Raw genomic sequence first — 25,357 nt, forward strand, 5'->3', positions numbered from 1 at the left:
CCACGCCGTGGAAGACGGCGTGGTGTGAAAGGAGCACGACCATGTCCGCACTGAGCATCGACGACCTGCGCCGCGTCCTGGTGGAGTGCGCCGGGGAGGCCGAGGGAGCCGAGTTCGACGGCGACGGCCGGACGTTCGAGGAGCTGGGATACGACTCCCTCGCCCTGATCGAGACCGCCGCCAGGCTCAAGCAGCGCTACGGCATCGACCTCGACGACGGCGACGTCATGGCGGCCGAGACCCCGGCCGCGCTGCTGTCCCTGGCCAACGCGGCGGCCCGCTCCTGAGACCTCCCCGACCCTCCCGGGTCTCGGCGCCTTCCCAGGACTTCCTCGGACCTTCCGGGCGTGGCGCCCTCCCGGGACGGGACCTTCCCCGACGTGACATCGAAAGGCCAGTAGATGAGCACACACCGCACCGAGCACACGCTCACGGTCGACGCCCCGGCCCGCGTGCTGTACGACCTGGTCTCCGACGCCGGGACCTGGCCCGCCGTCTTCGGGCCCAGCGTGTACGTCCGGCACCTGGAACGCGACGCGAACCGGGAGCGCTTCCGCATCTGGGCCGTGGTGAACGACGAGGTGCGGAGCTGGACCTCGCGCAGGGAGCTGGACCCGCAGGGGCTCTCGGTCACCTTCCGGCAGGAGCACAGCAGGCCCCCGCTCTCCTCGATGGGAGGCGGCTGGCGCTTCCGCGAGCTTCCCGGCGGCCGGACCGAGATCGTCCTTGAGCACGTCTTCGAGACCGACGGCACGCCGGAGGCCCTCACCTGGGTCACCGCCGCGCTCGACCGCAACAGTCCCGAGGAACTGGCCGCCCTCGCCCGGATCGCCACCCTGGCACCGCGCCCACAGGACGTGGTCGTCTCCTTCACCGACACCGTCGAGGTGCCGGGGACCGCCGCCGAGGCCTACGACTTCATCCACCGCGCCGACCTGTGGGAGCGGCGGCTGCCGCACGTCGAACGGGTCAGCCTGCGTGAGGACGCGCAGGGCGCGCAGGTGCTGGAGATGAGCACCCGTACGGCGGACGGCGCGGCGCACGAGACCCGCTCGATCCGGATCTGCGAGCCGGGGGCCTGGATCGCCTACAAACAGCAGCTCACCCCGGCCCTGCTGCTCGGCCACAGCGGACTGTGGACGTTCACCGACGGCCCCGGCGGCACCGGTGGAGCGGTCGTGACCTCCCGGCACACCGCGGTGATCTCGCCGGAGGCGGTGCCCGCCGTCCTCGGGCCGGGCCGTACGCTCGCCGACGCCCGGGAGTACGTCCGCACGGCGCTGAGCCGCAACAGCCTGGCCACTCTGGAGGCGGCCGCCGCCCAGGCCAGGGCCGCCCGGTGACACCCCGATGACATGACGCCGCCCCGGAGCCGAGCGGGCTCCGGGGCGGCACCGTCTGTCTGGCACCGTCTGTCTGGCACTGTCTGTCTGGCACTGTCCGTCTAGGGCGATCGCGCCGTGGCGGTCCCGTCCTGGGCGGCCCCGCCCTTGGGCGGCGCCGCCCCTCCTCGTCAGGTCAGGCCCGGCCGGGAGCCGTCAGTAGTTGCCCAGGCCGCCGCAGACGTTGAGAGCCTGGGCGGTCACGGCCTGGGCGTCGTCGTCGACGAGGTAGTCCACCATGGCCGCCACCTCCTTCGGCTCCACGTAACGCCCGATCGGGACGCGGGTGGTGATGCGGCTCTTGGTCTCCTCCTCGTCCACCCCCCAGATCGCGGCGTAGTGCTTGCGCACCCGCTCGGCCATGGGCGTCTCGACGAACCCGGGACAGACCGCGTTGACGGTGATGCCGGTCCTGGCCAGTTCGAGGCCGAGCGCCTTGGTGAAACCGACCACACCGTGCTTGGAGGCCGAGTACGGCGCGGCGTGCACCACCCCCTGCTTGCCGCCCGTCGAGGCGATGTTGATGATGCGGCCCCGGCCCGCCGCCAGCATCCCGCCCGCGTTCAGCACCTCCTTCGTCATCAGGAACACGCTGTTGAGGTTGGTGTTGATGACGTCGAACCAGAGGTCGTCGTCGAGTTCGGCGGTGGCTCCGCCCCCGCTGCGCCCGGCGTTGTTGACCAGGATGTCGACGGGGCCGTACCGCTCCCTGGCCGTGCGCACGAACGCGCGGATCTCCTCGGGCCTGGAGACGTCACAGGTCGTGCCGTCCACCTCGTACCCCTGCTCACGCAGGGACTTGACGGTCGCGGCGACGTCCTCGGCCCCGCGGGCGCAGACGAAGACCGCGGCGCCACGGCGGGCGAGCCGTTCGGCGATCTCCCGCCCGATCCCGCTGGTCGCCCCGGTGACGAGGGCGACGGGACGCGCGGGACGGTCGGTCGGCGTGATGTCGGTCGTGTCGGTCAACTCGGCTCCCTCGCTTCGGCGAACACCTCACGTGCAGAGTGCCGCAGCGCGCTCAAACCCTGGTCGAGAAGCTCTCGGGGAGGCCGACGCCGTACGGCCTGGGCCGGATGCCTCCGCCGTCGGTGACCAGGTCGAGGGTCGGGTCCCCGGCGAGCATCGCCAGGTGCAGGCGGCGCAGGCGGGCCGACGGTTCGATGCCGAGTTCCTCGACGAGCTTGGCCCGCAGCCGGTGGAACTCCTCAAGCGCCCGTGACACGTTGCCCGTGCGGTACAGCGCCAGCATGAGCTGGGAACGGAAGCCCTCGTGCATGGGGTGCTCGGCGACCAGGACACTCAGCTCGGGGAGCAGCGCGGCCTGTCTGCCCAGTTGCAGGGCGGCGTCGATCCGCTGTTCGAGCACGCTCATCCGCAGGTGTTCCATGCTCATGACCTCGCGTTGCAGGATTCTGCCGTGCGGGACGTCCACCAGGGCCGGCCCCCGCCACAGCCGCAGGGCCCGTTCGAGCGTGGCCAGTGCCCGGGGGTCACCCGCCTCGTGCGCGGCGATGCCCGCGGTGGCCTGCGCCTCGAACTCCTCGGCGTCGGAGAGCCCCGGGCCGCGTTTGAGCATGTAGCCGCCGAAACAGGTGACAAGAAGCTCCTTGGGGGAACGTCCCGACTCCCTGGGCTGCGCGGCGGCGATCTTGTTACGCAACTGGAGCACGTAGGTCTGCAGGGTCGTGGAGGCGCTGCGCGGTATGCGGTCCCCCCAGAGTTCCTCCATCAGGGTGGACACCTGGACCACCCGTTCCCCGCGCAGCGCGAGAAGGGAGAGGACCTGCCGTGGCTTGCCCGCGCTCGGCACCACGGAGATTCCGCCTTCACTGATTCTCAGCGGACCAAGGACACTGATATCCAACAGATAACCCCCTCTTCTATTTACAGGTACTTTACATCTGACGTCTTCAACTCCCTGTCCAGCACCCTCAGAGCCTTACACACATCCATCTGTGAAACCATGTGACCACATCATGATCTTGACCGTGAAAAATACACGATGATTCATTCCCGTGTCCCCCGCACTACGGAACGACACACCTCACAGCGTTAACTTCGGCGTAACACGCAGGCCACACGCTCTTCTTCCACCCCTCCCCCCGGCATCCGATCCGCCTATTAGACAGGACGGACGAAGGCGTATCACTCTCCGTCGCCCATCGACTCCGGACCGAAGGAATTCTTTTCAAGAATATGTCAACCATTGCCACGCGAATAATCCTGAGACATCGGCGGGGAAGCGCCGGCCGCTCTTTTCAATGAGCTTCGGGAACGTTCCCTCCACCGGGAACACCGTCACACCCACGGCTCGCCACCCCTTTCCCGAGGCGCCACAACCGCCCGCTCCCCTCCGGGAACGCCCTCCGAAGCGCCGCCCCCCTCCGAGGCCGTCGCCTCCCGCATGACTCGCCCCGTTCCCCAGGAGTCGTCTTCTCGGGAACCCCGCCATCACCCCCCACACAACTCGTCCCCGTTTCCCGGAGGCCGTCGCCGTCCGCCCTCCAGGAGTACCTCCACCCCATTCCTAGCGCCGCTAGATTTCCTGCCTAAGGCATGCTAGCTTCACTCCTGTTCCTAGCGTTGCTAGCAAAGAGAGATGCTCATGCTCACCCCCGTCGCCTACGGGCTGGCCGTACTCCTCGATCTCCTCATCGCCTTCATCGGCCTCAGGTTCCTCCTGACGCCGGGCCCCGCCGCCGCCGGTTACGGCGTCCCCGCCAAGGAGAACGGCGACGCCGCCTACCTGACCATCAAGGGGCTGCGCGACCTGACCTACGGCCTCCTCGGCCTGGCCCTGCTGGCCTTCGCCGGCGCCAGGGCCGAGGCGTGGTTCATGCTCGTCGTCGCGATCGTCCCGTTCGTGGACACGGTCATCGTCCTACGCCACGGCGGCACCAAGGCCGTCGCCTTCGGCATCCACTTCGCCACCGCCGTAACCGTCCTCCTCAGCGCCGCCCTGCTGTTCATGGTCTGATCACCGCGACCGGGCCCGGAACGCTCGGCGGTAGGCGCCGGGGGTCGTGCCCAGGGCCGTGAGGAACCGCCTGCGGAGGTTGGTTGAGGAGGAGAGGCCGGCCCGGCGGGCGACGGCCTCCAGCGGGAGGTCGGAGGACTCCAGCAGGTCCTGGGCGACGGCGATCCGCTGGGCGAGCAGCCACTGTCCCGGGCTCGTGCCGAGCTGGTCGGTGAACCGCCGGGCGAGGGTGCGCGCCGAGAGCCCCGCCCACCCGGCCATGTCCTCGACGGTCACCGGTTCGTCGAGCCTCCCGGCGACCCACTCCAGCAACGGCGCGAGCGTGCCGTCGATCTGCTCGGGGTGCGGCGGCGCCGAGTACTGCAGTTGCCCGCCCTCACGGTGCGGCGGCATGACCATGGTCCTGGCGATGTGCGCGGCGTACCGGGCCCCCTGGTCGCCACGGACCAGGTGCACGCACAGGTCGAACCCGGCCCCCGCCCCGGCGCTGGTGGCCACGTCGCCGTGGTCCACGTACAGCACGTCCGGGTCCAACCGGACATGCGGGAAGCGTCTGGCGAACTCCCCCGCCAACGCCCAGTGAGTGGTCGCCTGCCGTCCGTCGAGCAGACCCGCGTACGCCAGCGCGAAGGCGCCGGAGCAGATGCTGACCACCCGCGCGCCACGGGAGTGCGCGCGACGCAGCGCCCGGACGACCTCGGAAGACGGCGGCTCCTCGACGGGCAGCCAGCCCGGGACGACCACGGTGTCCGCATGGTCGAGTGCCTCCAGCCCGTCGTTCACGAGCATGTCGTACCCGGCGAGCGTCGGGATCGGGCCGGGCCGCTCCGCGCACACGCCGAAGGCGTACCTGACGGGAAGGCCCGGCCGTTCGACCCCGAACACCTGGGCCGCGCAGGCGAGTTCGAAGGTCGACTGCCCGGGGCGGACGAGCGCCGTCATCCGATGCATGGCAAGAAAGTACCGTACGACGTCATTCCTGACACTCGGCAGGGAGACGGCCGGCCACCAGGCTGGCCACATGACGACAGAGCGGTATGTGTGGTCCACCGTCCAGGACGCCCCGGTTCGTGAGCTCTTTCCCGGCATTCGCCTGCACTCCCTGTGGAAGGGGGGCGACGGCGCCAAGGCCTACGTGCTCCAGATGGACCCGAACACGTCCTGGCAGGGGATCGACGTCCACGACCCGGGCCCCGAGGAGGTCTTCGTGGTCTCCGGGGTCTTCAACGACGGCGACCGGGATTACCCTGCTGGCACCTTCATCCACGCCCCCGCGGGCTCCTCCCACGTCCCCCGGACGACCGTCGGCTGCACCCTCTTCCTCTTCTACCCGGAGGGCTGAACCCTTCCGCCAGAGGTCTGAGCCCCAGGTCACACGGTGCCATCCCGCGAAAACCACGTCGGGCGCCGAACCGTGTTCACCGGACCCGATCCCCAGGGGCTCCAGGTCACGTGGACGTCGCCCAGGGAGGGCAATGGCCGAGAATCTGGCCGTCATATCGGCCAAGCAGATATCATGGACGTATGGAGATCATCCCGATCAGTGAGGCCAAGGATCGGCTGACCGAACTGGCCGACCGGGCCGCTCGCGAGCATGACCACTTCACCCTGACCCGGAACGGGCGGCCACACGCCGTGATCGTGTCCGTGGCCGAGTGGGAGTCCCTCCAGGAGACCCTGGAAATCCTCGCCGACCCACAGATGCGCGCCGACCTGGTCGAGGCGGCGTCCGCCGAGGCCCGCGGCGATGTGACCACCGAGGAGGAGATGGCCGCCATCATGGCGAACCGTCTTGGCAGGGCCAGCGCGTGAGCGACCGCTACACCGTCCTCCTGGCCCCTCCCGCACGACGTGCCCTGACGGCGAGTCTGCCCGAGACAGTGGCGGTCGCGGCCTGGGAGTTGATCACCGGCGCGCTCGCCAAAGAACCGTGGCGCGTCGGCAAACCCCTCCAGGAGCCATATGAGGGCCTCCACGTCGCCCGACGCGGGACCTACCGGGTGATCTACCGCATCGATGAGGACAAGCACACGGTGACGGTTCAGGTCGTCAAACACCGCCGGGATTCATACCACACCTGACATCGTCACCGTGTGCGGTCTGTCCTCAGCCGCGCCGTACCTCGAAGTGGAAGCAGCCGAATTCGATCGCGCGGACGTGGACCACCGCCGTCTCCGGGTCCTCGAACACCTCCCGCAGCGCCGTGTCCGGGTCCTCGCCGGCGGCCAGGTAGCGTCCCCCCAGGATGTGCCCGTCCGTGGCGTAGGCCCGGAGCATCCGGTGCGACTCGTGCCCCGCGGGCCAGCCGTCGGACCCGGCGCCGGGACAGTCGCCGGCGTGCACGAAGATCGGCCCCTGCTCGTCGTAGGCGCCCGGGTCCACGCCCCGTTCCGCCGCCCACCGGCGCAGCGGCGCGTACGACAGCAGCGCGACCCTCTCCCCCGCTCCCGCCCTGGTCAGGCAGCAGCGCAGCGGAGCGCCCTCCCGCTCGGTCGACACCCGGGGCGGGCGGCCCGCGTCGTCACCCTCCAGCAACTCCTTCACGACCTGGGCGTCGATCGCCCGAATCTCATATCCCATGCCGCCATCGTCGTACCGCCCGCACCCGGGCACCGGCGCTCCTCGGACCTCACATTTGCGACGGCCAGTTCCGCAGGAGGACGTCGAGGGCGTCCAGGTTTCTGGCCCAGGACTCGTCGATCGCCTTCGAGTGGCTGAACCCGCCCGCCGTCTCCAGGCTGACGTACCCGTGGAAGAAGCCGTGCAGCAGCCGTACGGCGTCCGTCTGGGCGGGTTCCGGCAGGTGGTAGCCGCGGAGCAGCGCCCGCGTCATCGTCGAGTGCCGGGTGGCCGCCTCGGCGGAGGCGTTCTCCGGGTCCAGTTCGAAGCGCGCCGCGGCGTATCTCCCAGGATGTTCCCTGGCGTAGTCGCGGTAGGCGTTGGCGAAGGCCACCAGCGCGTCCTTGCCCGAACGCCCGGTCAGCGCGGCGGCGGCCCGGTCGGCCAGCTCGGTCAGCGCGAGGATCGCCACCCTCGTCCTGAGGTCGCGCACGTTCTTGACGTGGGAGTACAGGCTCGCGTCCGTGACGCCGAATCCCCGCGCGAGTGCCGAGACGGTCACGTTCTCGAAGCCGATCTCGTCGGCCAGGTCCGCCGCCGCCCGCGTCAGCCGTTCGACGGTCACTCCCGCGCGCGCCATACGCCTCCCTCTCACAACTTAGATGAATTAACCATTTGCCTAGAGTTCCTAGGAAAGGATAGCGTCCCAACCATGAGACCGGTTACCGAGCGCGACATCCGCGCGGCCTTCGTCAACTGCACCAAAGGAGAGGCGAAGCGGCTGGCCGTACCCCGGGATCTGGCCACGCGGCCCTGGGACGACCTGGACTTCCTCGGCTGGCGCGATCCCGCCTCACCGGAGCGGGCCTACATGGTCGCCGAGTCCGGCGACGGCCTCGTGGCGATCGCCCTGCGCCAGGCCGCCCCCCACGCCGGTCATGTACGGCGCAGCATGTGCTCGCTGTGCCTGACCGTGCACCCCGGAGACGGCGTGAGCCTGCTGACCGCCCGCAGGGCGGGAAAGACCGGGCAGCAGGGCAACTCCGTCGGCGCCTACATCTGCACCGACCTGGCCTGTTCCCTCTACCTCCGCGGCAAGAAGGAAGCCGCCCCCGGTGCCCGTCTCCACGAGTCCCTGACCCTGGAGGAACTGATAACCCGCACCGCCACCAACCTCACGAACTTCCTGAACAAGGTCGTCGAGTAGTCCCGCACGACCACCGGAAAGAGGTTCGTGTCGCTCGGCAACGCGTGTGGCGAAGTTCCGGCGACCGGCCGTACGGTCATCCGGAGGCGGCATCGCATGTCTCGCGGTCGCCCTGGCGGATCTTGCCCATCTACGATGATCGAGTTCGGTGATCACCAGGGGAAGGGTGACATGGCGCAGGATCCGGATCATGCCTCCGTTCCCGGAACCCCGGCCGGAGGCAGGGTCATTCTGCTCAACGGCACGTCCAGTTCCGGCAAGAGCAGCATCGCCGGGGAACTGCTCGACGTCCTGGACGGGACGTGGTTCCACATGCCGGTTGACGCCTTTCACGCGATGCGGTGCAAGCGTGAGATAGCCGAGGAGGACCTGCAGGCCGAGGTCGACCGCACCGTGAAGGGCTTCCACCGCGCCGTCGCCGGTATGGCCGCGGCGGGGAACAACCTTGTGGTCGACCATCCGCTCAGCCGACGCTGGCGGTTGCTGGACCTTCTCGATGTGCTCGTGCCCGAGAACACGGTGCTGGTGGCGGTGCGCTGCCCGCTGCCCGAACTGGAGCGCCGTGAGGCCGAACGTGGCGACCGGCAACCCGGGCTGGCGGCTCTGCAGTACCACCGGGTCCATTCCCACGAACTGCATGACATCGACGTCGACACGAGCGTCCACAGCCCGCGGGAATGCGCCGTCCGGATCAGCGACGCACTGCCGGACCTGCCGCGCCCGACCGCCTTCGAGACGCTCAGGCGAACGCTGCGACGGCCGGGCCGATCACCCCGGAAGCACCGGTAGGGCCCGGGCCTTCTCGGCCTCGGCCTCCTCGGACTCGGCGGGAAATCCCTTCACCGTCAGCAGCACTCCCAGGCCTACTTCGAAAAGGCCGCCGGGAACCGAAAGGGCCGTGCCGACGCCGTACCCGAGGATTTCGAGAATCGCACCCACCGCGAAAACGGCGTAGCCCACCGCCCCCCACACCGCCATGAATCCGGGCACGAGTTTCGCCCGGAACAGAACGCGGCAGAACAGCAGGCTGCCAAGGCCCAGGGAGACCATGGCGATCTGGTAGGCGTAAAGGTTCCCCTGCCGCAGGACGGCGGCCAACGACGGGGAAAGGGAGATGTCCCGCGCGAGGGGGATCAGCAGAAGCAGGAAGACGATCCCGACGGCCAGCATCACCGCCTCGACGACCCTGGAGACCAGGTAGGCGTGGGCGGAGAGTTCGTGGTGGCGTTTCAGGACGGGGAACATCAGCACTCCGATGCCGGCGACGGCGACGGAGTTGACCAGCATCAACAGTGCTCCCGCCGACGTCCGCATCTGGTCGGCGGCGGCACCGGTCAGGGCGTTGCCGGGGATGTACACGACGAACGCGAGCAGAAAAAGAGCACCCACGGCTCGTCCCGTTGCTCTGGCTGACATCTCTTCCCTCTTTCACCGGACCGAGCTTCACCGGACCCGGACGTCACCGGGCCCGGCGAAGCCCGGCCCGGAGTGCGCTCGTACTAAGTACGGTCACGGTAACGTACTAAGTACGAAACGACAATCGTCCAGGAGGGCGCGATGGCTCAGCTCAGCCGTGAACGGGTGTTGCGCGGCGCCCTCGCGGTCGCCGACGCGGGGGGAATCGGGTCGCTGACGATCCGCTCGCTCGCCCAGGAGCTCGGTGTCAAACCGATGTCGGTCTACCATCACGTCGCCGGCAAGGAGGAGATCCTCGACGGCATCGTCGACCTCGTCTTCCAGGAGATCGAGCTGCCGTCGGCCGACGGCGACTGGCGAGAGGAGATCCGGCGGCGGGCGTCCTCGGCCCGTCTCGTGCTGCGGCGCCACCCCTGGGCGCTCGGGCTCCTGGAGTCGCGGACCACCCCCGGCCCCGCGACCCTGCGGCACCACGACGCGGTCCTCGGCATCCTGCGCGGGGCGGGTTTCCCGGTGCGGATGGCCGCCCACGCCTACGCGCTGCTCGACAGCTACGTGTACGGCTTCGCCCTCCAGGAGGCGTCTCTGCCCTTCGACGGCCCGCGGAACGTGACCGAGATCGTCGAGCCGATGGCGCAGCAGGCCTTCGCCGAAGGATATCCCCACCTCGTCGAGATGGCGACCGAGCACGTTCTCAAGCCCGGCTACGACTTCGGCGACGAGTTCGACTTCGGGCTCGACCTGATCCTCGACGGACTCACGCGGAGGAGATGACACGCCGGGCGGGAACCCCGCCGAGGGGCCCCGCCCAGCGACTCAGACCTGTTCGAGGGGCAGCAGGCCCCGGACACTGCGGCAGACGCCGTCGCTGGCGGCCGAGGCGGCCAGCCGCTCGGCGTCCGGCGTGCCGTACTCCGTGGTCCGCTGACGGATCCGCCGCCCGGTCGGGGCCACCATCTCCCCGATCTCGGTGATCGTCTTGAACGAGCCGTTCTCCGAGCCCGCCATCCGGCTGATCGTCTCCTCCATCAACGTGCCGCCCAGGTCGTTGACGCCGCCCTGGAGCACCTGACGGCACAGGTCGTCACGGAGTTTGACCCACGAGCACTGGATGTTGTCGATCGCGCCGTGCAGCAGGATCCTGGACAGCGCGTGCACGGCGCGGTTCTCCCGCGCCGTCGGTCCCGGCCTGGCGATCCCGGCCAGGTAGATGGGCGCGCTGTGGTGCACGAACGGCAGCAGGACGAACTCCGAGAAACCGCCCGTCTCCTCCTGCATGCGGCGGATCAGCTGAATGTGCCGTACCCAGTGGGCGTGGGTGTCCACGTGGCCGTACATCATCGTCGAGGTCGTCGGGATGCCGACCCGGTGCGCGGTCGAGATGACCTCGATCCACTCCCTGGCCGGCAGTTTGCCCTTGGTCAGCACCCAGCGCACGTCGTCGTCGAGGATCTCGGCCGCAGTGCCGGGCAGCGAGTCGACCCCCGCCTCCCTGGCCGCGACGAGCCAGTCCTCGATGGACAGGTTCGTACGGCTCGCACCGTTGATGACCTCCATCGGGGAGAAGGCGTGGACGTGCATTCCCGGCACCCTCGCCTTGACCGCCCTGGCGATGTCGAAGTAGGCGTCGCCCGGCATGTCCGGATGGATGCCGCCCTGCATGCACACCTCGGTCGCCCCGGCCTGCCAGCCCTCCCAGGCCCGGTCCGCGACCTGCTCCAGGCTGAGGGTGTAGGCGTCGGCGTCGGTACGGCGCTGCGCGAACGCGCAGAAGCGGCAGCCGGTGTAACAGACGTTGGTGAAGTTGATGTTGCGGTTGACCACGAAGGTCACGTCGTCGCCGACCGCCTGCCTGCGCAGGTCGTCGGCGATCCGGCACAGCTCGTCGAGGGCCGCGTCGTCGGCCCCTGCCCCGTTCTGGTCGCCCGCCACGTCGAGCAGGGCGACGGCCTCCTCCTCGGTCAGCGCGGCCGGGCTCTCCGCGGCCTTCCGCAGGGCCCGGCCGACCTCCCCGACCAGCACGGAGGGAGCGGCGGCCACGGGCAGCCGTTCCCTGAGCGCGTCCCAGTCACCGTAGACGTCGTCGAAGTCCTCGCGACGGTCGGCGGTCCGCCCCTCGGTGTCCACCGCGGTGTGCAGGTCGGTACGGCCCGCCGAGACGAAGCCGCCGTCGGGCTCCTGCCAGGGACGGCCGACGAGGACGGCGTCCTCCCGCGCCAGCCCCGTCTCCGGGTCGGCGAGGGCCGCCACGTGCGCGTGCAGGCGGGGATCGAGCCAGGGCTCACCCGCGAGCACGTACTCGGGGTAGATCGTCAGCCGCTCACGCAGCGTGAAGCCGGAGGCGGCGGTACGGGCGGCGAGTTCCTCGATCTGCGGCCACGGCCGTTCCGGGTTGACGTGGTCGGGGGTCAGGGGCGAGACACCGCCCCAGTCGTCGATCCCGGCCCTGATCATCAGGTCGTACTCGGCGTCGACCAGGTTCGGCGGGGCCTGCACCCGCATCCGGGGGCCGAGGACCAGCCGGGAGACCGCGATCGTGGCGGCCAGTTCCTGCAGGTCGGCGTCGGGCATGCCGCGCATCGCGGTGTCCGGTTTGGCGCGGAAGTTCTGGATGATGGTCTCCTGGAGACCGCCGTACTCGCGGGCCACCCTGCGCGTCGCGAACAGCGACTCGGCCCTGTCCTCGATGGTCTCGCCGATGCCGATGAGGATGCCGGTGGTGAAGGGCACGTTGCTGCGGCCCGCGTCCTCAAGGACGCGCAGCCGTACGGCGGGGTCCTTGTCGGGGGAGCCGTGGTGCGGCATGCCCTTTACCTCGAACAGGCGCCGTGAGGTCGTCTCCAGCATCATGCCCATCGACGGCGCGACCGGCTTGAGGCGTTGCAGGTCACGCCAGGTCATGACGCCCGGGTTGAGGTGCGGCAGCAGGCCGGTCTCCTCAAGGACCCGGATGGCCATCGCGCGGACGTAGGAGAGCGTGTCGTCGTAGCCGTGCGCGTCCAGCCACTCGCGGGCCTGGTGCCAGCGGTCCTCGGGGCGGTCGCCGAGGGTGAACAGCGCCTCCTTGCACCCCATGGCGGCGCCCTGTCCGGCGATCTCCAGCACCTCGTCAGGGCTCAGGAAAACGCTCTCCAGCTTGTGCGGAGCGGTCGCGAACGTGCAGTACCCACAGCGGTCACGACACAGACGGGTCAGCGGTATGAAGACCTTGCGGCTGTAGGTGATGATTCCCTGCCGTCCGACGGCTTCGAGACCCGCGTCCCTGACTCGGCCGGCGTGTTCGAGCAGGGTGTCGAGATGACCGTCCCTGGCGTGCAGGAGGACGGTGGCTTCGGTGAGATCAAGAGCTTTGCCGTCACGGGCGCGGGCCAGCGCCCTACGCATCGCGCTGTCGGTGGGGTTGTCGCTCATGACGGCACATTACGACCCTGCTCCGGACGGACCGGGCGCGGGGTACGGCTCCGACTTCAGCACTGCTTAAGTGGACCCTCAAGCAAATCTCGATAGACGTAAATTATTGCACCTGCATATATTGGAGGCATCCCCGGAAACCGCTCCACAGGAGTTCACGATGCTCTGGTTCCTCCTCGCCCTGCTCGCCGTGTCCGCGCTGGCCCCGCTGCTAGGCACCGACACCCGTGACGGCCGTGACTGGCGCGACGACGACCCTGCCACGTCCAGGAGAAGGCTCCCCGTCAGAAGGATCGGTAGTCCCGCACCCGTGCCCTCGGCCCCCGTGCGGGCGGGCGTTCGCCGTCCGACCTCAGCAACCTGCTGACCCGGTGACGATGCCCCAGGTAGGGGGCGAGCAGCCGCAACATCCCCGCGTCGTCGGTCCGCCGCCCCGTCAGCGCCCAGCCGACCAGCGACGACAGGTGATAGTCGCCGACGGAGAGCGCGTCCGCGTCGCCGTGTGAGCGCTGACGCACCTCGGCCGACGTCCACACCCCGATCCCCGGCAGCGCCCGCAGCAGCAGATCGGTGGCGGCGCTGTCCCCCGCCGCCTCCAGCCTCGCGGCGTACCGGGCGGCGTTCACGATCGTCCTGGCCCGTACGGCCTCGGCCCCCGCCCGGTGCCAGTCCCACGAGGGGATCGACCGGCACACCTCAGGTCCGGGAAAGACCCGCATCCCCTCGGGCGCGGGCCCCGGAGCCGGCTCACCGTAGCGGTACAGCAGCCACCGCCACGCCCGCCAGCCCTCCTCACTGACCACCTTCTGCTCCAGTACGGCGGGCACCAGGGACTCGAAGACCCGGAAGGTCCGTCCGATCCTGAGCCCTTCGTGCCGTTTCGCCGCGCGCCGTACCACCTCGTGCTCCGGGACGAAGCCCGAGACGTCGTCGTCCTCGCCGAGCAGCGCGGGCAGCGTCTCCAGCAGCCATCCGGCTCCGGGGCCCCACGCCGCACCGGTGACGCGGCCGTCGGCGACGGCGACCCGCAGCGTGCCCGGTCCGTCGGGGGTGGCGCAGGTGCGCCAGAACGCCCCGTCGGGGGTGTGCCGCCAGGCGGGGTCCCCGGGACCGTGCCGCAACGGACGCAGAGTCGCCCTGAGATCGAGCGGCCGGTCCGGCCGCCACCGTCTTTCCGCCAAGGGAGCGGGTCAGCGGTCGCTGGAGAAACGGATGGCGCACTCGGGCAGCACGACACCCGGCCAGACCCGGCTGCCCGCGAGCAGTTCGTTACCCGGCCCGACGACGGCGCCGTCACCGACGACCACGTCCCGCAGGACCGCGCCCGGCTCGACCCTGGCCCCGATGCCCACGACCGAGTCGGTCACCGACGCCCCTGCGCGGATCACGCAGTCGTCGCCGAGCACGCTGCCGGAGACCTGCGCCCCCGCCTCGACGACCGCGCGGGCGCCGACGACGGAACCGCCGTCCACCTTCGCCCCCGCGTCGACCACGGCGCCGGGCAGCGCCAGCAGGTCACCGGTCGGTCCGGGCAGGGCCGGGGAGGCCAGCCGGCCCAGGACCAGGTCGCGGGAACCCTGGACGAACGCGGCGGGGGTGCCCACGTCCAGCCAGTAGGAGGCGTCGGCGTAGCCGAGCACCAAGGCGCCGTCCTCGATGAGGCCGGGGAAGGTCTCCCGTTCGACGGAGACGACCTCCCCCGCCGGGATGGTGTCGATCACCGAGCGGGTGAAGACGTAGCAGCCCGCGTTGATCCGGTTGGTGACCGGGTTCGGTGTCTTCTCCAGGAACGCGGTCACCCGGCCGTCCCCGTCGGTCGGCACGCAGCCGAACCGCGAGGGGTCCTCGACCTCGGTCAGGTGCAACGTCACCGCGGCCTGTCTGGCGATGTGCCTGGCGACCTGGTCGCCGATGTCGTGGCCGGACAGGATGTCGCCGTTGAGCACCAGCACCGGGGCGTCCGGGCCGCAGGTCAGCGCGTCGGCGGCGTTCCTGATGGCGCCGCCGGTGCCCAGCGGCGTCTCCTCCGTCATGTACTCCAGCGAGAGCCCGAACGCCGAGCCGTCCCCGAACGCCTCGGAGAACATCTCGGCCCGGTAGGAGGTGGCGAACACGATGCGCCGTACCCCGAACGAACGGGCCCGCGCCAGCTGGTGCGCCAGGAAGGGGACCCCCGCCGTGGGCAGCAGCGGCTTCGGGGTGCCCAGGGTAAGCGGACGCAGTCGCGTTCCTTGTCCTCCGACAAGAAGAATCGCCTCAAGCTCCGACAAAGAGGTCTCCATCATCCCGCGAGATTAGCTCACCGTTCAACGGCGTGCTGAATAGCCCATTAACCGATGGAAGATCGATTCTTTCGCTAATCGAGCGCACGCTGATAGGACAACAGATGGGCCTCGGCCGAGGCGTCCCAGGTGAACTCCTTCGCCCTGGAGTGCCCCGCCTCGGAAAGCGCCGCGCGGCGCTCCGGCGAGGTCAGCAGCGAACGCAGCGCGTCGGCGATGCTGGCCTCGTCGGGCTCGGTGTAGGCGACCGCGTCCCCACCGACCTCGGGCAGCGAGGTCCGGTGCGTGGTCAGCACCGGTGTGCCGCAGGCCATGGCCTCAAGGACGGGAAGCCCGAAGCCCTCCCCTCGGGAGGGGAAGGCCGCCACCAGCGCGCCGCCGAGGAAGCCGGACAGGTCGGAGAAGGCCAGGAAGCCGGGACGGACGACCCTGACGTCCGAGGGCACCTCGTCGATCGCGGCGTCCACGTCGGCCTCGTGGACCCCGCCCGCCAGCACCAGCGCGGGCGGCGAGGGCAGCTCGCGCACCGCCCTGGCGAACCCCCTGATCAGGTTCGGCAGGTTCTTGCGCGGCTCCATCGGGCCGAGAAAGGCAACGTACGGCGTGCCGTGCAGCCCGAGCCGGTCGGCCGCGTGCGCCAGCTCCCGCTCCGAGGGCCGGTGGAACAGCCGGGGATCGACCCCGTGGTAGGCCACGTCGATCCTCGTCGGGTCGGCGGTCAGCACCCTGACCAGCTCGTCCCTCGTCGCCTTCGAGGGGACGACGACCCGCGCGGCGTGCCGTACGGCGGTGCGGGTCGCCGAGCGGAAGAAGGAGGCCCTGACCGTGTCGTGCTGGGAGGCCTCGGTGAACCACGTGACGTCGTGCACGGTCACCACGGCGGGCAACCCGGAACGCAGCGGCATCGAGTAGTAGGGGGCGTGGATCACCCGGGCGCCCACCTGCTGGGCGACGACCGGCAGCCCGGTCTGCTCCCAGGCGATCCTGGCGGCCCGGTTGGCGATGCCGAGCGGCCCTGGAACGATCCTGGCCGAAGGGGCGAGCCCGGCGTAACGTTCGGCGTCGGCGCGTTGGCACACGATCGCCAGGTCGGCTCCCGCCCGGTCAAGCGCGGCGAGAAGTCCGTCGACATATCTGATCAGAGCACCACGGTCAGCCGGAACCGCGGCCGCGTCGACGAGCACTCGGGGCGTCAAGAACGATCACTCCCCCTCAAGGGTCAGCGCGGGCTCCTTCTCCCATTTCCCCCTCACTCTATTGCGAGCGTCTTCGAAAACGTGGGGTATATCACACGGGTTTTCCCGTTGTTTGATCGTGCGTGGGACCGACGTCACGACGGGCCGCGATCCCGGCCGCACCGGCGCAAACAAGGTCACCGACCACGATCACGATTCTGGAGCAGAGCGCCACCGTGATCGCCTGTCCCTGGCTCAGCACCGGGGCCAGCACCGCGACCATGGCCACCTCGCGCACCCCCGCCCCCGCCGGGACCACGAACGTCATGATGCCCAGGCACCAGGAGAGCGCGAACGCCCCGATGGAGAAGACGATCGCGGAAAGCCCGGAGGGGCCGAAGTCACGGACGACGGCGGCCAGGTGCAGGCCGTAGGCGGTCCAGCCGAGCAGCGCCCAGCCGAGCGCGGTGAGCATGCCCCCGCGGGTGAGCGGGCGTTCGAGCGGCTCACGCCCCAGCTTCCGCAGCCCGAACCCGAGGACCGCGTTGACCACCCGGGGCTCGAAGGCCACCGCGAGCACCGGGATCAGCAGGAACACCCAGGCGTACGGCGCCGCCGAACCCGGCATGGCGGCCAGCAGCGTCACCCCCGAGACCACCAGCCCGCTGCCCAGCTGCACCGGCATCGTCAGGAAGAACGCCGCCGCGCTGCGCGACCTGGGCACGCCGAGTTCCCTGCCCATCTCCATCTGGGCCAGGACCGGCCACAGCGAGCCGGGGATGTACTTGCCGAGCTGGCCGACGAAGAAGACCTTCGCGGCGGGGCGGAATGGCAGCGGCGAGCCGAGGTCGGCCAGCAGCGCCCGCCACGTCATCATCCCGCCGCCCAGCGCGGCGATGACGGCCAGCAGCGACAGGACCAGGCCGGGCCAGGAGAGCCGGGCGAACCCGGCGCGGATGTCGTCCCACTGCCGGGCGACCGCCCACGCGCCGAAGCCGAGCGCGACGACCAGGAACGCGATCCGGACCAGGCGTTTCACGCTCTCACGGTTCCAATCTCACAGGGGTCTCACAGAGGGAGCACCGGCTCCGGCGGCTGCGGCAGGGCGGCCCCCGCGGGACGGCGTCGCCCCTTGGTCGCCACCCACAGGTAGGTCGGCACGACCGGCAGCAGCGCGCCGAGCACCGGCCGTGGCAGCCGGGACAGGACACCCTCCGCGGCCCGGCCGACCGCGCCGGGGAACAGCTCGGACCCGGCGAACTCCGCCGGGGTGGCCAGCACCGGGAAGGTGTAGTCCCACACCCGCAGTCCCCTGACCATCCGGCGCAGCCCCCTGCGGGTCCGGTAGCGCTCGTAGTAGCTGTCGGCCCGCCCGGACAGGCGCACGTAACGGTCGGCGAGCGCGGGCGGCAGATAGGACAGGAACGGCAGCCTGTAGTGCGGCTCCATCACCCCGAGCCGGTTGCCCAGGCCCAGGTAGAGCACGCCGTCGGGGGCCAGCACCCGGCGCATCTCCGCCATGATCGCGTCAGGGTCCACCACGTGCTCGTAGATGTGGTTGAAGACCAGCACGTCGATGGAGTCGTCGGGGAAGGGCAGCGCCGTACCGTCGGCACAGACGAAGCTGACCCGCTCACCGAACCGCGCCGAGGCCTTGCGCAGGCCCGGCACGTCGATGTCCACGCCGAACGTCCGCCGCGCGCCCGCCGCCGCCAGCTCGTCGGCGATGAACCCGGCCGAACAGCCGATGTCGGCGACCGTCAGCCCTTCGAGGACCCGCTCCCTCCTGCCGAGGAAGTGGCCGAGCACCGCCACGATCTTCGCGGCCTTGCGGCGGCGTTTCTCCTCGTCCAGCATGGCCGCCTGGAACTCGGAGTACTCCAGCTGCGCAACCCGCTCGCCGCTCATCGTCCGTTCACCGTTCCTCGTCGCCATCACGGCCCGCCCCTGCCCGCCGGGGCGCGCGACCCAAGCGTACCGGCGTGCCGTGTCCCTTACCGGTCACCGACCAGAGCCGCCAGGTAGGCGTCCCAGTAGGGTTCGGGGTCGACCGGCTTGACCCCGGACCGCAGCCGTTGCGGCTCTCCCGGCCGGTAGAAGGCCTCAAGCGCGGCCCGCAGGGACTCCACCGAGCCCGGCTCGACCAGCAGGCCGTCCACGCCGTCGGTCACGTGGTCGCCGAGCGTCCCCACCCGGCTGGCGATCACCGGCACGCCCTGTTCGTGGCCGAGCCACACCTGCTGGCTGGCCGTACCGCCACGGTAGGGCAGGACCAGCGCGTCCACGTCGGCGAACAGCTCCGGCACCTCGGTGTCGGCCACGTAACCCGGTCGCAGTTCGACCCGGTCGGTCAGCCCGAGCTGCGCGACCAACGCCTTCGTCTCGTCGAGACCGCCCCAGAACTCTCCGGCGACACGCAGCGAGACCCCTTCGGGCAGTGCCCTGATCAGCACGTCGAGCCCCTTGTACGGACGGACCAGGCCGAAGAACAGCAGCCGCCCGGCCACCTCCTCACCCGCCCCCCGGGCACGTCCGCGCAGGGCGGCGGGCAGGTGCGGCGCCATCTCGGCCACCGTCACCGGAGCGGGCGTCAGCCCTCGGGCCAGGTCCCCCTGCGCCCGCGAGTGGGCCAGCACCCCGTCGACCCTGCGCAGCAGCGCCCGCATCAACGGCACGTCGTACGGCTTGCGCTCGTGGGGCAGCACGTTGTGGCACAGCGCGACGACCCGGGTACGGCGCCGCAGGCCGTACAGGATGCCCAGGTAGGCGGGCACCTGCACCGGGCTGAGCACGACGAGGATCACCAGGTCGGCCCCCGCCAGGCGGCGCCCCGCGCGCACCCAGCCGTCGGGACGGCGCCAGTCGAGGTCGCGCAGGACGTTGGGGAAGGGGGCGCCGTCGGGGGTGTCCACGGTCTGGGTGCCCGGGTAGAGGAAGGAGGGGTACTGCGCCCGCCACGACTCGATCAGCACGTCGTGCCCGGCCGCCCGCAGACGGTGGGCCAGTTCCGTGGTGTGCGCGACCCCGCCGCCCTTGTAGGGGTGGGCGGGCCCGACGATCGCGACGCGCATCTACTCGCTCCTGGAGCGCACGATGAGGTCGGCCAGCAGCGCGAGCGAGCCGATGAGCAGACCGGACAGGAAGATGACGATGGTGTTGCTGGTCAGGTAGAACCCGTAGCGGATCATGTCGACCACGCCCTTGACCAGGCCGATGCCGACCAGCCACAGCGCGGGCGGCATGAGGACCTTGAGCGGGTTGAAGTACATGACCATCCGCAGCACCTGCAGGATGTAGCGGTAGGCGTCGGAGACGAAGCTGAACTTCGACGTGCCCGCCCGCTTGCTGTACTCGATCGGCAGATAGTAGACGTCGTGCTGGTTCGACAGGAACGACAGCGTGATCGTGGTGACGCAGGAGAAACCGGGAGGCAGCAGCCGCAGGTACGGCTTGGCCACCGACTTGCGGAAGGCCCGAAGCCCGCTGTTCAGGTCGGGGATCTTCTGCCCGGCGAGCCGCTCGGCCACCTTGCGGATGAACCACTTGGCGGGCACCCGCAGGAACTTGTGCGAGCCCTCCTCGGTGGTCCGCGCGCCCACGACCTGGTCGATCGCCGCGTCCTTGTCCAGGATCGCCACCAGCTCGGGGATGCGCTCGTTCGGGTAGGTCATGTCCGCGTCGGTCCACACGACGATCTCGCCCCTGGCCTCCTGCGTGCCGATCCTGCGCACGGTGCCCGAGCCGCCGTTGCGGTGGAAGGCCCGCACCCGCATGTTGGGGAAACGCGGCGCGGCCTCGTGCAGCCTGGCCAGGGTCGCGTCGGTCGAGAAGTCGTCGACGGCCACGAGCTCGTAGGTGTAACCGCTGTCGTCCATCGCCCGGCAGATGCGCTCGACCTCGTCGATGACGTGGTTCTGCTCGTTGTAACAGGGCAGGACGATTGTGACGTACGGTGTTGCGTCCACGGCGGTTCCACTCTTCGGCGTCTCGGGCGTGCTCACGACGGGCGAGGATACTCTGCCCGGCTGGGAGGCGAGTGCACTTCGCCGTCCGGCTCAGCCTGTCTCCACGACACCGGCGCCGCCGACGCCCGGCAGTTCCTCCATCGTCGCGGCGAATGACCGGGCGTCCGTCGGGTCGGCGAGCTTTACAAAGTATCCCTCGGACACGGCCGCCGAGTCGGGCAGGCGCCCTGCCCACATGAAGGACAGGACGCGCCGGGCGTGGGCGGCGTCCTCGACGTAGACGTGCTCGACCTCCTCCATGCCCGCCAGCCTCGCCTCGACGGCCTTCCTCTCCTGGGAGGTGGCCCGGCCGCGTCCCGCGCAGTCGTCCGCCCCGCACAGCGTGAGGTAGGCGTCGGCCTTGTACCGCCAGAAGGGGTGGCCGAAGGCACCGGCGTTGGCGACGCCCGGAGCCCGGTTGAGCGCGGCGGGGAAGGGGGCGATGTCGGCCCGGTCACGGAGTGTCCCGACGAACGACTCCGGCAGGTCCCCGGCCTTGAGGACGGAGAGCATGACCTCGTCCCCCGCGTAGGCCCTGCGGTAGTCCGCCAGGGCCTCCTGGCGGGAGACGAACCGCACGTCCTTCACCTGGGGCATCGCCCGCAGCCTCTCCCCGAGAGCGCGCCGTTGCTCGGCGGTCACGGCCCTGCCGTGGCAGTTCTCCCACGGGGCGTCGTCCCAGCACAGGAAGACGGAGAACGTCCCGCCCTTCGGCCAGGGACCGGCGGGCGGCGGGGAGAACTTCTGGCCGGTCGCGGAAGACCCCGTCGTGAGGGACGGCGCCTTGAGGGACGGGGCCTTGGGAGGCCGTGCCGTGGGAGTCGCGGCCTCGGGGGAGCGTCCCCGCGGGGACTCCGCCCGGGGAGCCGACGCCCTGGCAGCCGACGCCTCGGGGGACGGAGCCTTGGGGGACGACACCGCCTGCGCGGCCGTCGGCGGGAGCACCGGCAGTACGGCCACGGCCGCGACCCCGCTCAGTACGGCGCGGCGGGCCCGTGCCCGTCTCCGCGAGCCACCGGACCCGCTCCCGGGAACAATCGTGTCCAATGCGTCACCCACCGCGATAACCAGATGTCCTTCACAACAGCCATGAATGGATATCACGGATTCGATCACCGCTTGACGAGGTGGTCCCCGGCGGGCGAAACCGTTACCTACGGGCCTTCAGGAGGCGGGCGGGACGGTCATCCAGACGTCCACGGCCATCGACCAGGTGCCGTTCGGCGGCTCGACGAGGGAACGCTCGTCCTGACGGGCCCGCAGCTTCATCACCTGGACCGGATCGCCGTACGGAGCGAGCTGGTCGGCCCTGACCGCGAGCAGGACGGGCACCCGGCCCGCCGCCCGGACGCGGCCGACCAGGCGGTTGACGTCGGAGGGGATGGGGATGTCCGCGCCCTGCCGGTGGAAGACCTTGGCGGTCGGCACGCCGCAGGTGCCCCTGACGACCTGGGTGAACCGGTCACCGGTGACCCGTTCGACGATCAGCACGGAGGCGTTGGCGGGCAGGGCCGCGCACATCGCCTCGACCGCGGCGCGCTCACCGCGCTCGACCGGGGTGAAGGCGACGCCCGCCGAGGTGACCACGGGCGGCACGATCAGCAGCAACACGCCCGCGACGACCAGCCCGCGTTGCACGGGCCTGCCGTACCCGAGCCTGCGGGCCTTGTCCCTGACCCAGCGCAGCCCCCAGACCGCCAGCAGCACCAGGCCGGGGATGACGACGGGCACCAGGCGCCGGGAGGCCCACGGGTGGTCGGGGGTGATGGAAGGCAGTATCAGCGTGGCGACCGTGGTCCAGCCGATCACGGCCAGCGGCAGCAGCCAGCCGAACCCGCGCCGCCTGACCAGCCTGCGCGTCAGCAGGGCGGCGGCCATGGTGGCCAGGGCGACGGCGGGAACGCCGAGGTACCAGATCACCCAGTAGAGCGACTCCTCGTAGTAGAGCCGGGTCGGGTCGGCCGCCAGGCCGTTGTCCGCCTGGGTTCGCTGGATGAACGCGGCGTTCAGCGCGTCGTCGGCGGTCACCGGGATGCGGGTCACGGTCTGCAGCCAGGGCCGGGCCACGAAGATCGCGACGACCAGCACCACCAGGCCCGCGGCGATCTCGGGAAGCCCGCGCAGCCGTACGGCCCGCCGCAGCGGCGGGGCGAGCACCGGGGCCAGGGCCGCCGCCACCAGGGTGAGGGCCAGGACCGCCCCGCAGATGGCCAGCAGCGGCCTGACCGAGGCTCCCAGGTAGGTCAGGTACGGCCGGGACAGGAAGTAGGCGGCGGCCAGGCCGACCCCGGTTCCCACGGCCAGCCCGCACAGCAGCGGCAGGCCGAGCCGTCCCTCCTGACGGCCGCCGACCCTGCGCATGGCGATCAGCAGTCCGGCGTAGGCGAGCACGGGCAGGATGTCGCGCAGGCCGTCGATCCTGACCAGCACGGCCAGCCCGAACACCAGGCCCGCCAGGTCGGCGCCTGCGACGGCACCGTAGGCCTGGGCCGCGCGGACCAGCCCCGGCCGCTCCCCCGAGGGGACCGGCGGCAGGTAGCCGAGCCCCATGACGCCCGAGCGCAACCTGGCCCGTGCGTCGTGGAGCAGGACGAGCCCGCCGAAGAGCATGATCAGGGACGGGATCTCACTGAAGGTGGTGCGCGAGGTGTAGAGGATCGGCAGGCTGACCGCGAACACCAGGGCGGCCAGCGGCGCCCAGCGGGCGCCGACGAACCTGGCGACGAGCCCGGCGACGACCAGCACCGCCATGGCGCCGAGCAGCGGCGGGACCAGCAGCAGGCCGCCCAGCCCGCCCAGCCAGTGGCCGAGCGCCTGGATCATCGGCGGCCCCGGCATGAACTGCGGCACGACCACGCCGCCGAAGTCGTAGAAGCCCATGCTGCCGAAGACCAACGCCGGGTCGGCCCCGCCGAAGGCCGCCTCCTGGTACGGGATCGGCAGCGAGCCGTGTTCGGCCAGCCAGACGGCGTACTGCGCGTAGGTCGCCGGGTCGCGGCGGACGATGAGCTGCTCGCTGCCGAACACGGTGTTGAAGATCGCGGAACCGGCCGCGACGGCGACGACCGCGGCCGTCTGCCCGGCGGTCGCCTCGACCGTCTCCGGCAGGCGGCGCAGGCCGTAGCGGCACAGCAGCGCCGCGACCAGCAGGCCGAGCGGCAGCGCGGCGACCGGCCTGAACCAGCCCAGCATGAGCAGCGCGAACCCGGCCAGCAGCCAGCCCGCCAGGACGAGCGCGGGCACGGCCGAGAGCACGGCGAGCACCCTGCCCGCCGTGGGTCCGCGCGCGCTGTCCCACGGGCCGATCCTCATGGCTGGCCCCGAGCGTAGCGGCCCCGCCGCGTGACGGCGACGGGGGCGCGCGACGGGCGGGCCGAGCCGGTAGCGTACGCGCAGCATGCGAAGGGGGCGGTAGTGGTCGGGTGGGTGCGGGGGCGCAGGGGGCTCTTCCCGGTGCCGGAGCGGGCCGCGCTGGAACCGCTGAGGCAGCGGTGGTTCCTGGTGGTGCTCGGTCTCGGCGTCGTCCTGCGGGCGCTCGCCATGCTCGGCTACCGGCCCGCGCTGTGGTTCCCCGACTCCTACACCTACGTGGTCACCGCGATGCGGCCCAGGCCCGACCTGGTGCGCCCGGCGGGCTACTCGATGTTCCTGCGGCTGTTGGAGCCCCTGCACAGCTTCGCCCTCGTCGCGGGCGTCCAGCACCTGCTCGGGCTCCTGACGGGCGTGATGGTCTACCTCACCGCCAGGCGGCTGCGCGCCCCCGCCTGGGCCGCGACGCTCGCCTGCGTCCCCGTCCTGCTGGACGCCTACCAGATCGAGCTGGAGCACCTGCTGGTCTCCGACACGCTGTTCACGACGCTCGTGGTGGCCGCCGTCTGCCTGGCCGTACGGGAGCCCGGGAGTCAGCGGGGGCGGATGGCCGGGGCGTGCGCGATCGGCCTGCTGGTCGCGGCGGCGACGCTGACCAGGACGGTCGGGCTGCCGCTGGTCGCGCTCCTGGGCGCGTGGCTGCTCTACCGGCAGCGGGGCCGGGTGGCGGTCGCGGCGGTGACGCTGGCCGCGGCGGCTTTGCCGATCCTGGGTTACGGCGTCTGGTTCCACGCGACCACCGGCAGGATCGGCCTGGTCGGCGCGAACGGCGCCTTCCTGTACGCCAAGACGATGACGTTCGCCGACTGCGCGGTGATGAGGCCGTCGGCGGAGCTGGCCGTCCTGTGCGACCCCCGGCCGCCCGCGTCGCGGCCCCCCTCGCAGGAGTATCTCTGGGGCCAGGACTCCCCGCTGGTCAGGCTGCCCGGCATCACCTTCACCCGGGAGACCGACGCGCTGGCCGGGGAGTTCGCCTCGCTGGCCATCCGCAGCCAGCCGCTGGACTATCTGGGCTCGGTCCTGACGGAGCTCGGCCGCTCCTTCACGCTGGACCGGCCCGTCTACCCCGACCAGGAGATCTACGACCACTACCTCTTCCCGGCCGCGACGCCCGAGCCGCCGGGACGTTACCCGGCCCTGGTCGGCGCCTCCTTCGCCCGGCTCTACGAGCGGGGGCCGATCGAGACCGAGGTGGTCGAGCCGTACGCGGGCTGGATGCGGGCCTACCAGGGCGTCGCCGCGCTGCCCGGCGCCGCGCTGCTGGTGATCCTGCTCCTCCCTCCGGTCGTCGCGGGGGTACGGCGGGCCAGGTCGGCCGGATCCGTCCCGGTGGTGTGGGCGCTGCCCTGGGCGACGGCGGTGACGTTGCTGGTCATGCCCGCGGCGGTGGCGGAGTTCGACTACCGCTACGTGCTGCCCGCCGTACCACTGGCCTGCCTTGCTGCGGCTTTCGCCGCGAGTAAACCTTCCTTCAGTAACATTCCAAGAAATGTCCGTATTTGAGTATGCTGGGCGGCCGGATCACCGCGCAGTCCCCGGGGGAGATCATGGCTGAGTTCGTACCATCACGAC

General features: G+C 70.8%; 26 protein-coding genes. 10 read left to right on the top strand and 16 right to left on the bottom strand.

Features of this window, described 5'->3' with window-relative positions; all coding sequences use genetic code 11:
- Nucleotides 1–41: 41 nt before the first annotated feature.
- On the top strand, nucleotides 42–287 hold the full coding sequence (locus ACFOYY_RS27845; protein ID WP_352009909.1) for an acyl carrier protein: 246 nt from the start codon (nucleotides 42–44) through the stop codon (nucleotides 285–287).
- A gap of 114 nt (nucleotides 288–401) precedes the next feature.
- Complete coding sequence (locus tag ACFOYY_RS27850) at nucleotides 402–1,343, top strand: aromatase/cyclase (protein ID WP_386193442.1); 942 nt, start codon at nucleotides 402–404, stop codon at nucleotides 1,341–1,343.
- Between the two features lie 195 nt (nucleotides 1,344–1,538).
- On the opposite strand, the gene fabG is transcribed toward ACFOYY_RS27850, so the two are convergent.
- Both fabG and ACFOYY_RS27860 read right to left on the bottom strand, forming a co-directional pair.
- Nucleotides 1,539–2,351 carry a 3-oxoacyl-ACP reductase FabG gene (fabG, locus tag ACFOYY_RS27855; RefSeq protein WP_352009911.1) on the bottom strand — a complete coding sequence of 271 codons (813 nt, stop codon included), beginning with the start codon at nucleotides 2,349–2,351 and terminating at the stop codon, nucleotides 1,539–1,541.
- A gap of 52 nt (nucleotides 2,352–2,403) precedes the next feature.
- Nucleotides 2,404–3,198 (bottom strand): AfsR/SARP family transcriptional regulator, encoded by a 795-nt coding sequence (locus ACFOYY_RS27860; protein ID WP_352009912.1) that lies wholly within the window; start codon nucleotides 3,196–3,198, stop codon nucleotides 2,404–2,406.
- 786 nt (nucleotides 3,199–3,984) lie between these two features.
- Here ACFOYY_RS27860 and ACFOYY_RS27865 point away from each other — a divergent pair.
- Nucleotides 3,985–4,362 (top strand): DUF4267 domain-containing protein, encoded by a 378-nt coding sequence (locus tag ACFOYY_RS27865; RefSeq protein WP_352009913.1) that lies wholly within the window; start codon nucleotides 3,985–3,987, stop codon nucleotides 4,360–4,362.
- On the opposite strand, the gene ACFOYY_RS27870 is transcribed toward ACFOYY_RS27865, so the two are convergent.
- Nucleotides 4,363–5,304 (bottom strand): GlxA family transcriptional regulator, encoded by a 942-nt coding sequence (locus ACFOYY_RS27870; protein ID WP_362773274.1) that lies wholly within the window; start codon nucleotides 5,302–5,304, stop codon nucleotides 4,363–4,365.
- A 79-nt stretch (nucleotides 5,305–5,383) separates the two neighbouring features.
- Here ACFOYY_RS27870 and ACFOYY_RS27875 point away from each other — a divergent pair, with 79 nt between their 5' ends.
- The 3 genes from ACFOYY_RS27875 to ACFOYY_RS27885 all read left to right on the top strand — a co-directional run bounded on the left by ACFOYY_RS27875 (nucleotide 5,384) and on the right by ACFOYY_RS27885 (nucleotide 6,443).
- The gene (locus tag ACFOYY_RS27875; protein WP_386193447.1) at nucleotides 5,384–5,704 is read left to right on the top strand and encodes a cupin domain-containing protein; all 321 of its coding nucleotides are present in this window, start codon (nucleotides 5,384–5,386) and stop codon (nucleotides 5,702–5,704) included.
- Nucleotides 5,705–5,886: 182 nt separating this feature from the next.
- Complete coding sequence (locus ACFOYY_RS27880) at nucleotides 5,887–6,174, top strand: type II toxin-antitoxin system Phd/YefM family antitoxin (protein ID WP_352009915.1); 288 nt, start codon at nucleotides 5,887–5,889, stop codon at nucleotides 6,172–6,174.
- Complete coding sequence (locus ACFOYY_RS27885) at nucleotides 6,171–6,443, top strand: type II toxin-antitoxin system RelE family toxin (protein ID WP_352009916.1); 273 nt, start codon at nucleotides 6,171–6,173, stop codon at nucleotides 6,441–6,443. The genes ACFOYY_RS27880 and ACFOYY_RS27885 overlap by 4 nt, the downstream gene beginning before the upstream one ends.
- A gap of 25 nt (nucleotides 6,444–6,468) precedes the next feature.
- Here the strand turns inward: ACFOYY_RS27885 and ACFOYY_RS27890 are convergent, their stop codons facing one another.
- Both ACFOYY_RS27890 and ACFOYY_RS27895 read right to left on the bottom strand, forming a co-directional pair.
- Nucleotides 6,469–6,942: a DUF1203 domain-containing protein gene (locus ACFOYY_RS27890; RefSeq protein WP_386193452.1), complete on the bottom strand. Its 474-nt coding sequence runs from the start codon at nucleotides 6,940–6,942 to the stop codon at nucleotides 6,469–6,471.
- Nucleotides 6,943–6,991: 49 nt separating this feature from the next.
- The gene (locus tag ACFOYY_RS27895) at nucleotides 6,992–7,561 is read right to left on the bottom strand and encodes a TetR/AcrR family transcriptional regulator (RefSeq protein WP_362910191.1); all 570 of its coding nucleotides are present in this window, start codon (nucleotides 7,559–7,561) and stop codon (nucleotides 6,992–6,994) included.
- Nucleotides 7,562–7,633: 72 nt separating this feature from the next.
- Between ACFOYY_RS27895 and ACFOYY_RS27900 the strand changes: the two genes are divergently transcribed.
- Both ACFOYY_RS27900 and ACFOYY_RS27905 read left to right on the top strand, forming a co-directional pair.
- Nucleotides 7,634–8,128, top strand: a complete 495-nt coding sequence (locus ACFOYY_RS27900; RefSeq protein ID WP_352009919.1) for an FBP domain-containing protein — start codon at nucleotides 7,634–7,636, stop codon at nucleotides 8,126–8,128.
- Nucleotides 8,129–8,299: 171 nt separating this feature from the next.
- Nucleotides 8,300–8,917, top strand: a complete 618-nt coding sequence (locus ACFOYY_RS27905) for a phosphotransferase-like protein (protein ID WP_352009920.1) — start codon at nucleotides 8,300–8,302, stop codon at nucleotides 8,915–8,917.
- On the opposite strand, the gene ACFOYY_RS27910 is transcribed toward ACFOYY_RS27905, so the two are convergent.
- A complete protein-coding gene (locus ACFOYY_RS27910) occupies nucleotides 8,897–9,517 on the bottom strand; it encodes a DUF4386 domain-containing protein (RefSeq protein WP_386193456.1) in 621 nt (206 codons plus the stop codon). The two genes, ACFOYY_RS27905 and ACFOYY_RS27910, sit on opposite strands and share 21 nt — an antisense overlap.
- A 168-nt stretch (nucleotides 9,518–9,685) precedes the next feature.
- On the opposite strand from ACFOYY_RS27910, the gene ACFOYY_RS27915 reads away from it, so the two are divergent.
- Nucleotides 9,686–10,318 carry a TetR/AcrR family transcriptional regulator gene (locus ACFOYY_RS27915; RefSeq protein WP_352009922.1) on the top strand — a complete coding sequence of 211 codons (633 nt, stop codon included), beginning with the start codon at nucleotides 9,686–9,688 and terminating at the stop codon, nucleotides 10,316–10,318.
- Nucleotides 10,319–10,360: 42 nt separating this feature from the next.
- Here the strand turns inward: ACFOYY_RS27915 and ACFOYY_RS27920 are convergent, their stop codons facing one another.
- From ACFOYY_RS27920 to ACFOYY_RS27965, 10 genes are all read right to left on the bottom strand, one after another.
- Entirely contained in the window at nucleotides 10,361–12,955 is a 2,595-nt protein-coding gene (locus ACFOYY_RS27920; protein WP_386193460.1) for a bifunctional FO biosynthesis protein CofGH, read from the bottom strand.
- A gap of 284 nt (nucleotides 12,956–13,239) precedes the next feature.
- Nucleotides 13,240–14,076, bottom strand: coding sequence for a DNA-3-methyladenine glycosylase family protein (locus tag ACFOYY_RS27925; RefSeq protein WP_352009924.1), 837 nt, complete (start codon nucleotides 14,074–14,076; stop codon nucleotides 13,240–13,242).
- Between the two features lie 69 nt (nucleotides 14,077–14,145).
- Nucleotides 14,146–15,240 carry a nucleotidyltransferase family protein gene (locus ACFOYY_RS27930; protein WP_352009925.1) on the bottom strand — a complete coding sequence of 365 codons (1,095 nt, stop codon included), beginning with the start codon at nucleotides 15,238–15,240 and terminating at the stop codon, nucleotides 14,146–14,148.
- A gap of 71 nt (nucleotides 15,241–15,311) precedes the next feature.
- Entirely contained in the window at nucleotides 15,312–16,433 is a 1,122-nt protein-coding gene (locus tag ACFOYY_RS27935; RefSeq protein WP_386193464.1) for a glycosyltransferase family 4 protein, read from the bottom strand.
- Nucleotides 16,434–16,524: 91 nt separating this feature from the next.
- Nucleotides 16,525–17,451: a lysylphosphatidylglycerol synthase transmembrane domain-containing protein gene (locus tag ACFOYY_RS27940; protein WP_352009927.1), complete on the bottom strand. Its 927-nt coding sequence runs from the start codon at nucleotides 17,449–17,451 to the stop codon at nucleotides 16,525–16,527.
- Nucleotides 17,452–17,480: 29 nt separating this feature from the next.
- Nucleotides 17,481–18,320: a class I SAM-dependent methyltransferase gene (locus ACFOYY_RS27945; RefSeq protein ID WP_362772563.1), complete on the bottom strand. Its 840-nt coding sequence runs from the start codon at nucleotides 18,318–18,320 to the stop codon at nucleotides 17,481–17,483.
- Between the two features lie 86 nt (nucleotides 18,321–18,406).
- The gene (locus ACFOYY_RS27950; RefSeq protein ID WP_352009929.1) at nucleotides 18,407–19,483 is read right to left on the bottom strand and encodes a glycosyltransferase family 4 protein; all 1,077 of its coding nucleotides are present in this window, start codon (nucleotides 19,481–19,483) and stop codon (nucleotides 18,407–18,409) included.
- Entirely contained in the window at nucleotides 19,484–20,377 is an 894-nt protein-coding gene (locus tag ACFOYY_RS27955; RefSeq protein ID WP_362772569.1) for a glycosyltransferase family 2 protein, read from the bottom strand.
- A 90-nt stretch (nucleotides 20,378–20,467) separates the two neighbouring features.
- Nucleotides 20,468–21,475, bottom strand: coding sequence for a permease-like cell division protein FtsX (locus ACFOYY_RS27960; protein WP_386193469.1), 1,008 nt, complete (start codon nucleotides 21,473–21,475; stop codon nucleotides 20,468–20,470).
- 105 nt (nucleotides 21,476–21,580) lie between these two features.
- Entirely contained in the window at nucleotides 21,581–23,728 is a 2,148-nt protein-coding gene (locus ACFOYY_RS27965; RefSeq protein WP_386193471.1) for a hypothetical protein, read from the bottom strand.
- Nucleotides 23,729–23,830: 102 nt separating this feature from the next.
- Here ACFOYY_RS27965 and ACFOYY_RS27970 point away from each other — a divergent pair, with 102 nt between their 5' ends.
- A complete protein-coding gene (locus tag ACFOYY_RS27970; RefSeq protein ID WP_362772578.1) occupies nucleotides 23,831–25,288 on the top strand; it encodes a phospholipid carrier-dependent glycosyltransferase in 1,458 nt (485 codons plus the stop codon).
- Nucleotides 25,289–25,357 lie beyond the last annotated feature (69 nt).

The sequence above is a fragment of the Streptosporangium jomthongense genome (assembly GCF_042650425.1).
Classification (GTDB): Bacteria; Actinomycetota; Actinomycetes; order Streptosporangiales; family Streptosporangiaceae; genus Streptosporangium.

Coding starts and splice junctions, on each gene's coding strand:
- ACFOYY_RS27950 (WP_352009929.1), bottom strand. CDS start 19,483: ATGCGCGTCGCGATCGTCGGGCCCGCCCACCCCTACAAGGGCGGCGGG.
- ACFOYY_RS27875 (WP_386193447.1), top strand. CDS start 5,384: ATGACGACAGAGCGGTATGTGTGGTCCACCGTCCAGGACGCCCCGGTT.
- ACFOYY_RS27890 (WP_386193452.1), bottom strand. CDS start 6,942: ATGGGATATGAGATTCGGGCGATCGACGCCCAGGTCGTGAAGGAGTTG.
- ACFOYY_RS27845 (WP_352009909.1), top strand. CDS start 42: ATGTCCGCACTGAGCATCGACGACCTGCGCCGCGTCCTGGTGGAGTGC.
- ACFOYY_RS27915 (WP_352009922.1), top strand. CDS start 9,686: ATGGCTCAGCTCAGCCGTGAACGGGTGTTGCGCGGCGCCCTCGCGGTC.
- ACFOYY_RS27895 (WP_362910191.1), bottom strand. CDS start 7,561: ATGGCGCGCGCGGGAGTGACCGTCGAACGGCTGACGCGGGCGGCGGCG.
- ACFOYY_RS27965 (WP_386193471.1), bottom strand. CDS start 23,728: ATGAGGATCGGCCCGTGGGACAGCGCGCGCGGACCCACGGCGGGCAGG.
- ACFOYY_RS27880 (WP_352009915.1), top strand. CDS start 5,887: ATGGAGATCATCCCGATCAGTGAGGCCAAGGATCGGCTGACCGAACTG.
- ACFOYY_RS27865 (WP_352009913.1), top strand. CDS start 3,985: ATGCTCATGCTCACCCCCGTCGCCTACGGGCTGGCCGTACTCCTCGAT.
- ACFOYY_RS27850 (WP_386193442.1), top strand. CDS start 402: ATGAGCACACACCGCACCGAGCACACGCTCACGGTCGACGCCCCGGCC.
- ACFOYY_RS27905 (WP_352009920.1), top strand. CDS start 8,300: ATGGCGCAGGATCCGGATCATGCCTCCGTTCCCGGAACCCCGGCCGGA.
- ACFOYY_RS27945 (WP_362772563.1), bottom strand. CDS start 18,320: ATGAGCGGCGAGCGGGTTGCGCAGCTGGAGTACTCCGAGTTCCAGGCG.
- ACFOYY_RS27930 (WP_352009925.1), bottom strand. CDS start 15,240: ATGATGGAGACCTCTTTGTCGGAGCTTGAGGCGATTCTTCTTGTCGGA.
- ACFOYY_RS27870 (WP_362773274.1), bottom strand. CDS start 5,304: ATGACGGCGCTCGTCCGCCCCGGGCAGTCGACCTTCGAACTCGCCTGC.
- ACFOYY_RS27900 (WP_352009919.1), top strand. CDS start 7,634: ATGAGACCGGTTACCGAGCGCGACATCCGCGCGGCCTTCGTCAACTGC.
- ACFOYY_RS27920 (WP_386193460.1), bottom strand. CDS start 12,955: ATGAGCGACAACCCCACCGACAGCGCGATGCGTAGGGCGCTGGCCCGC.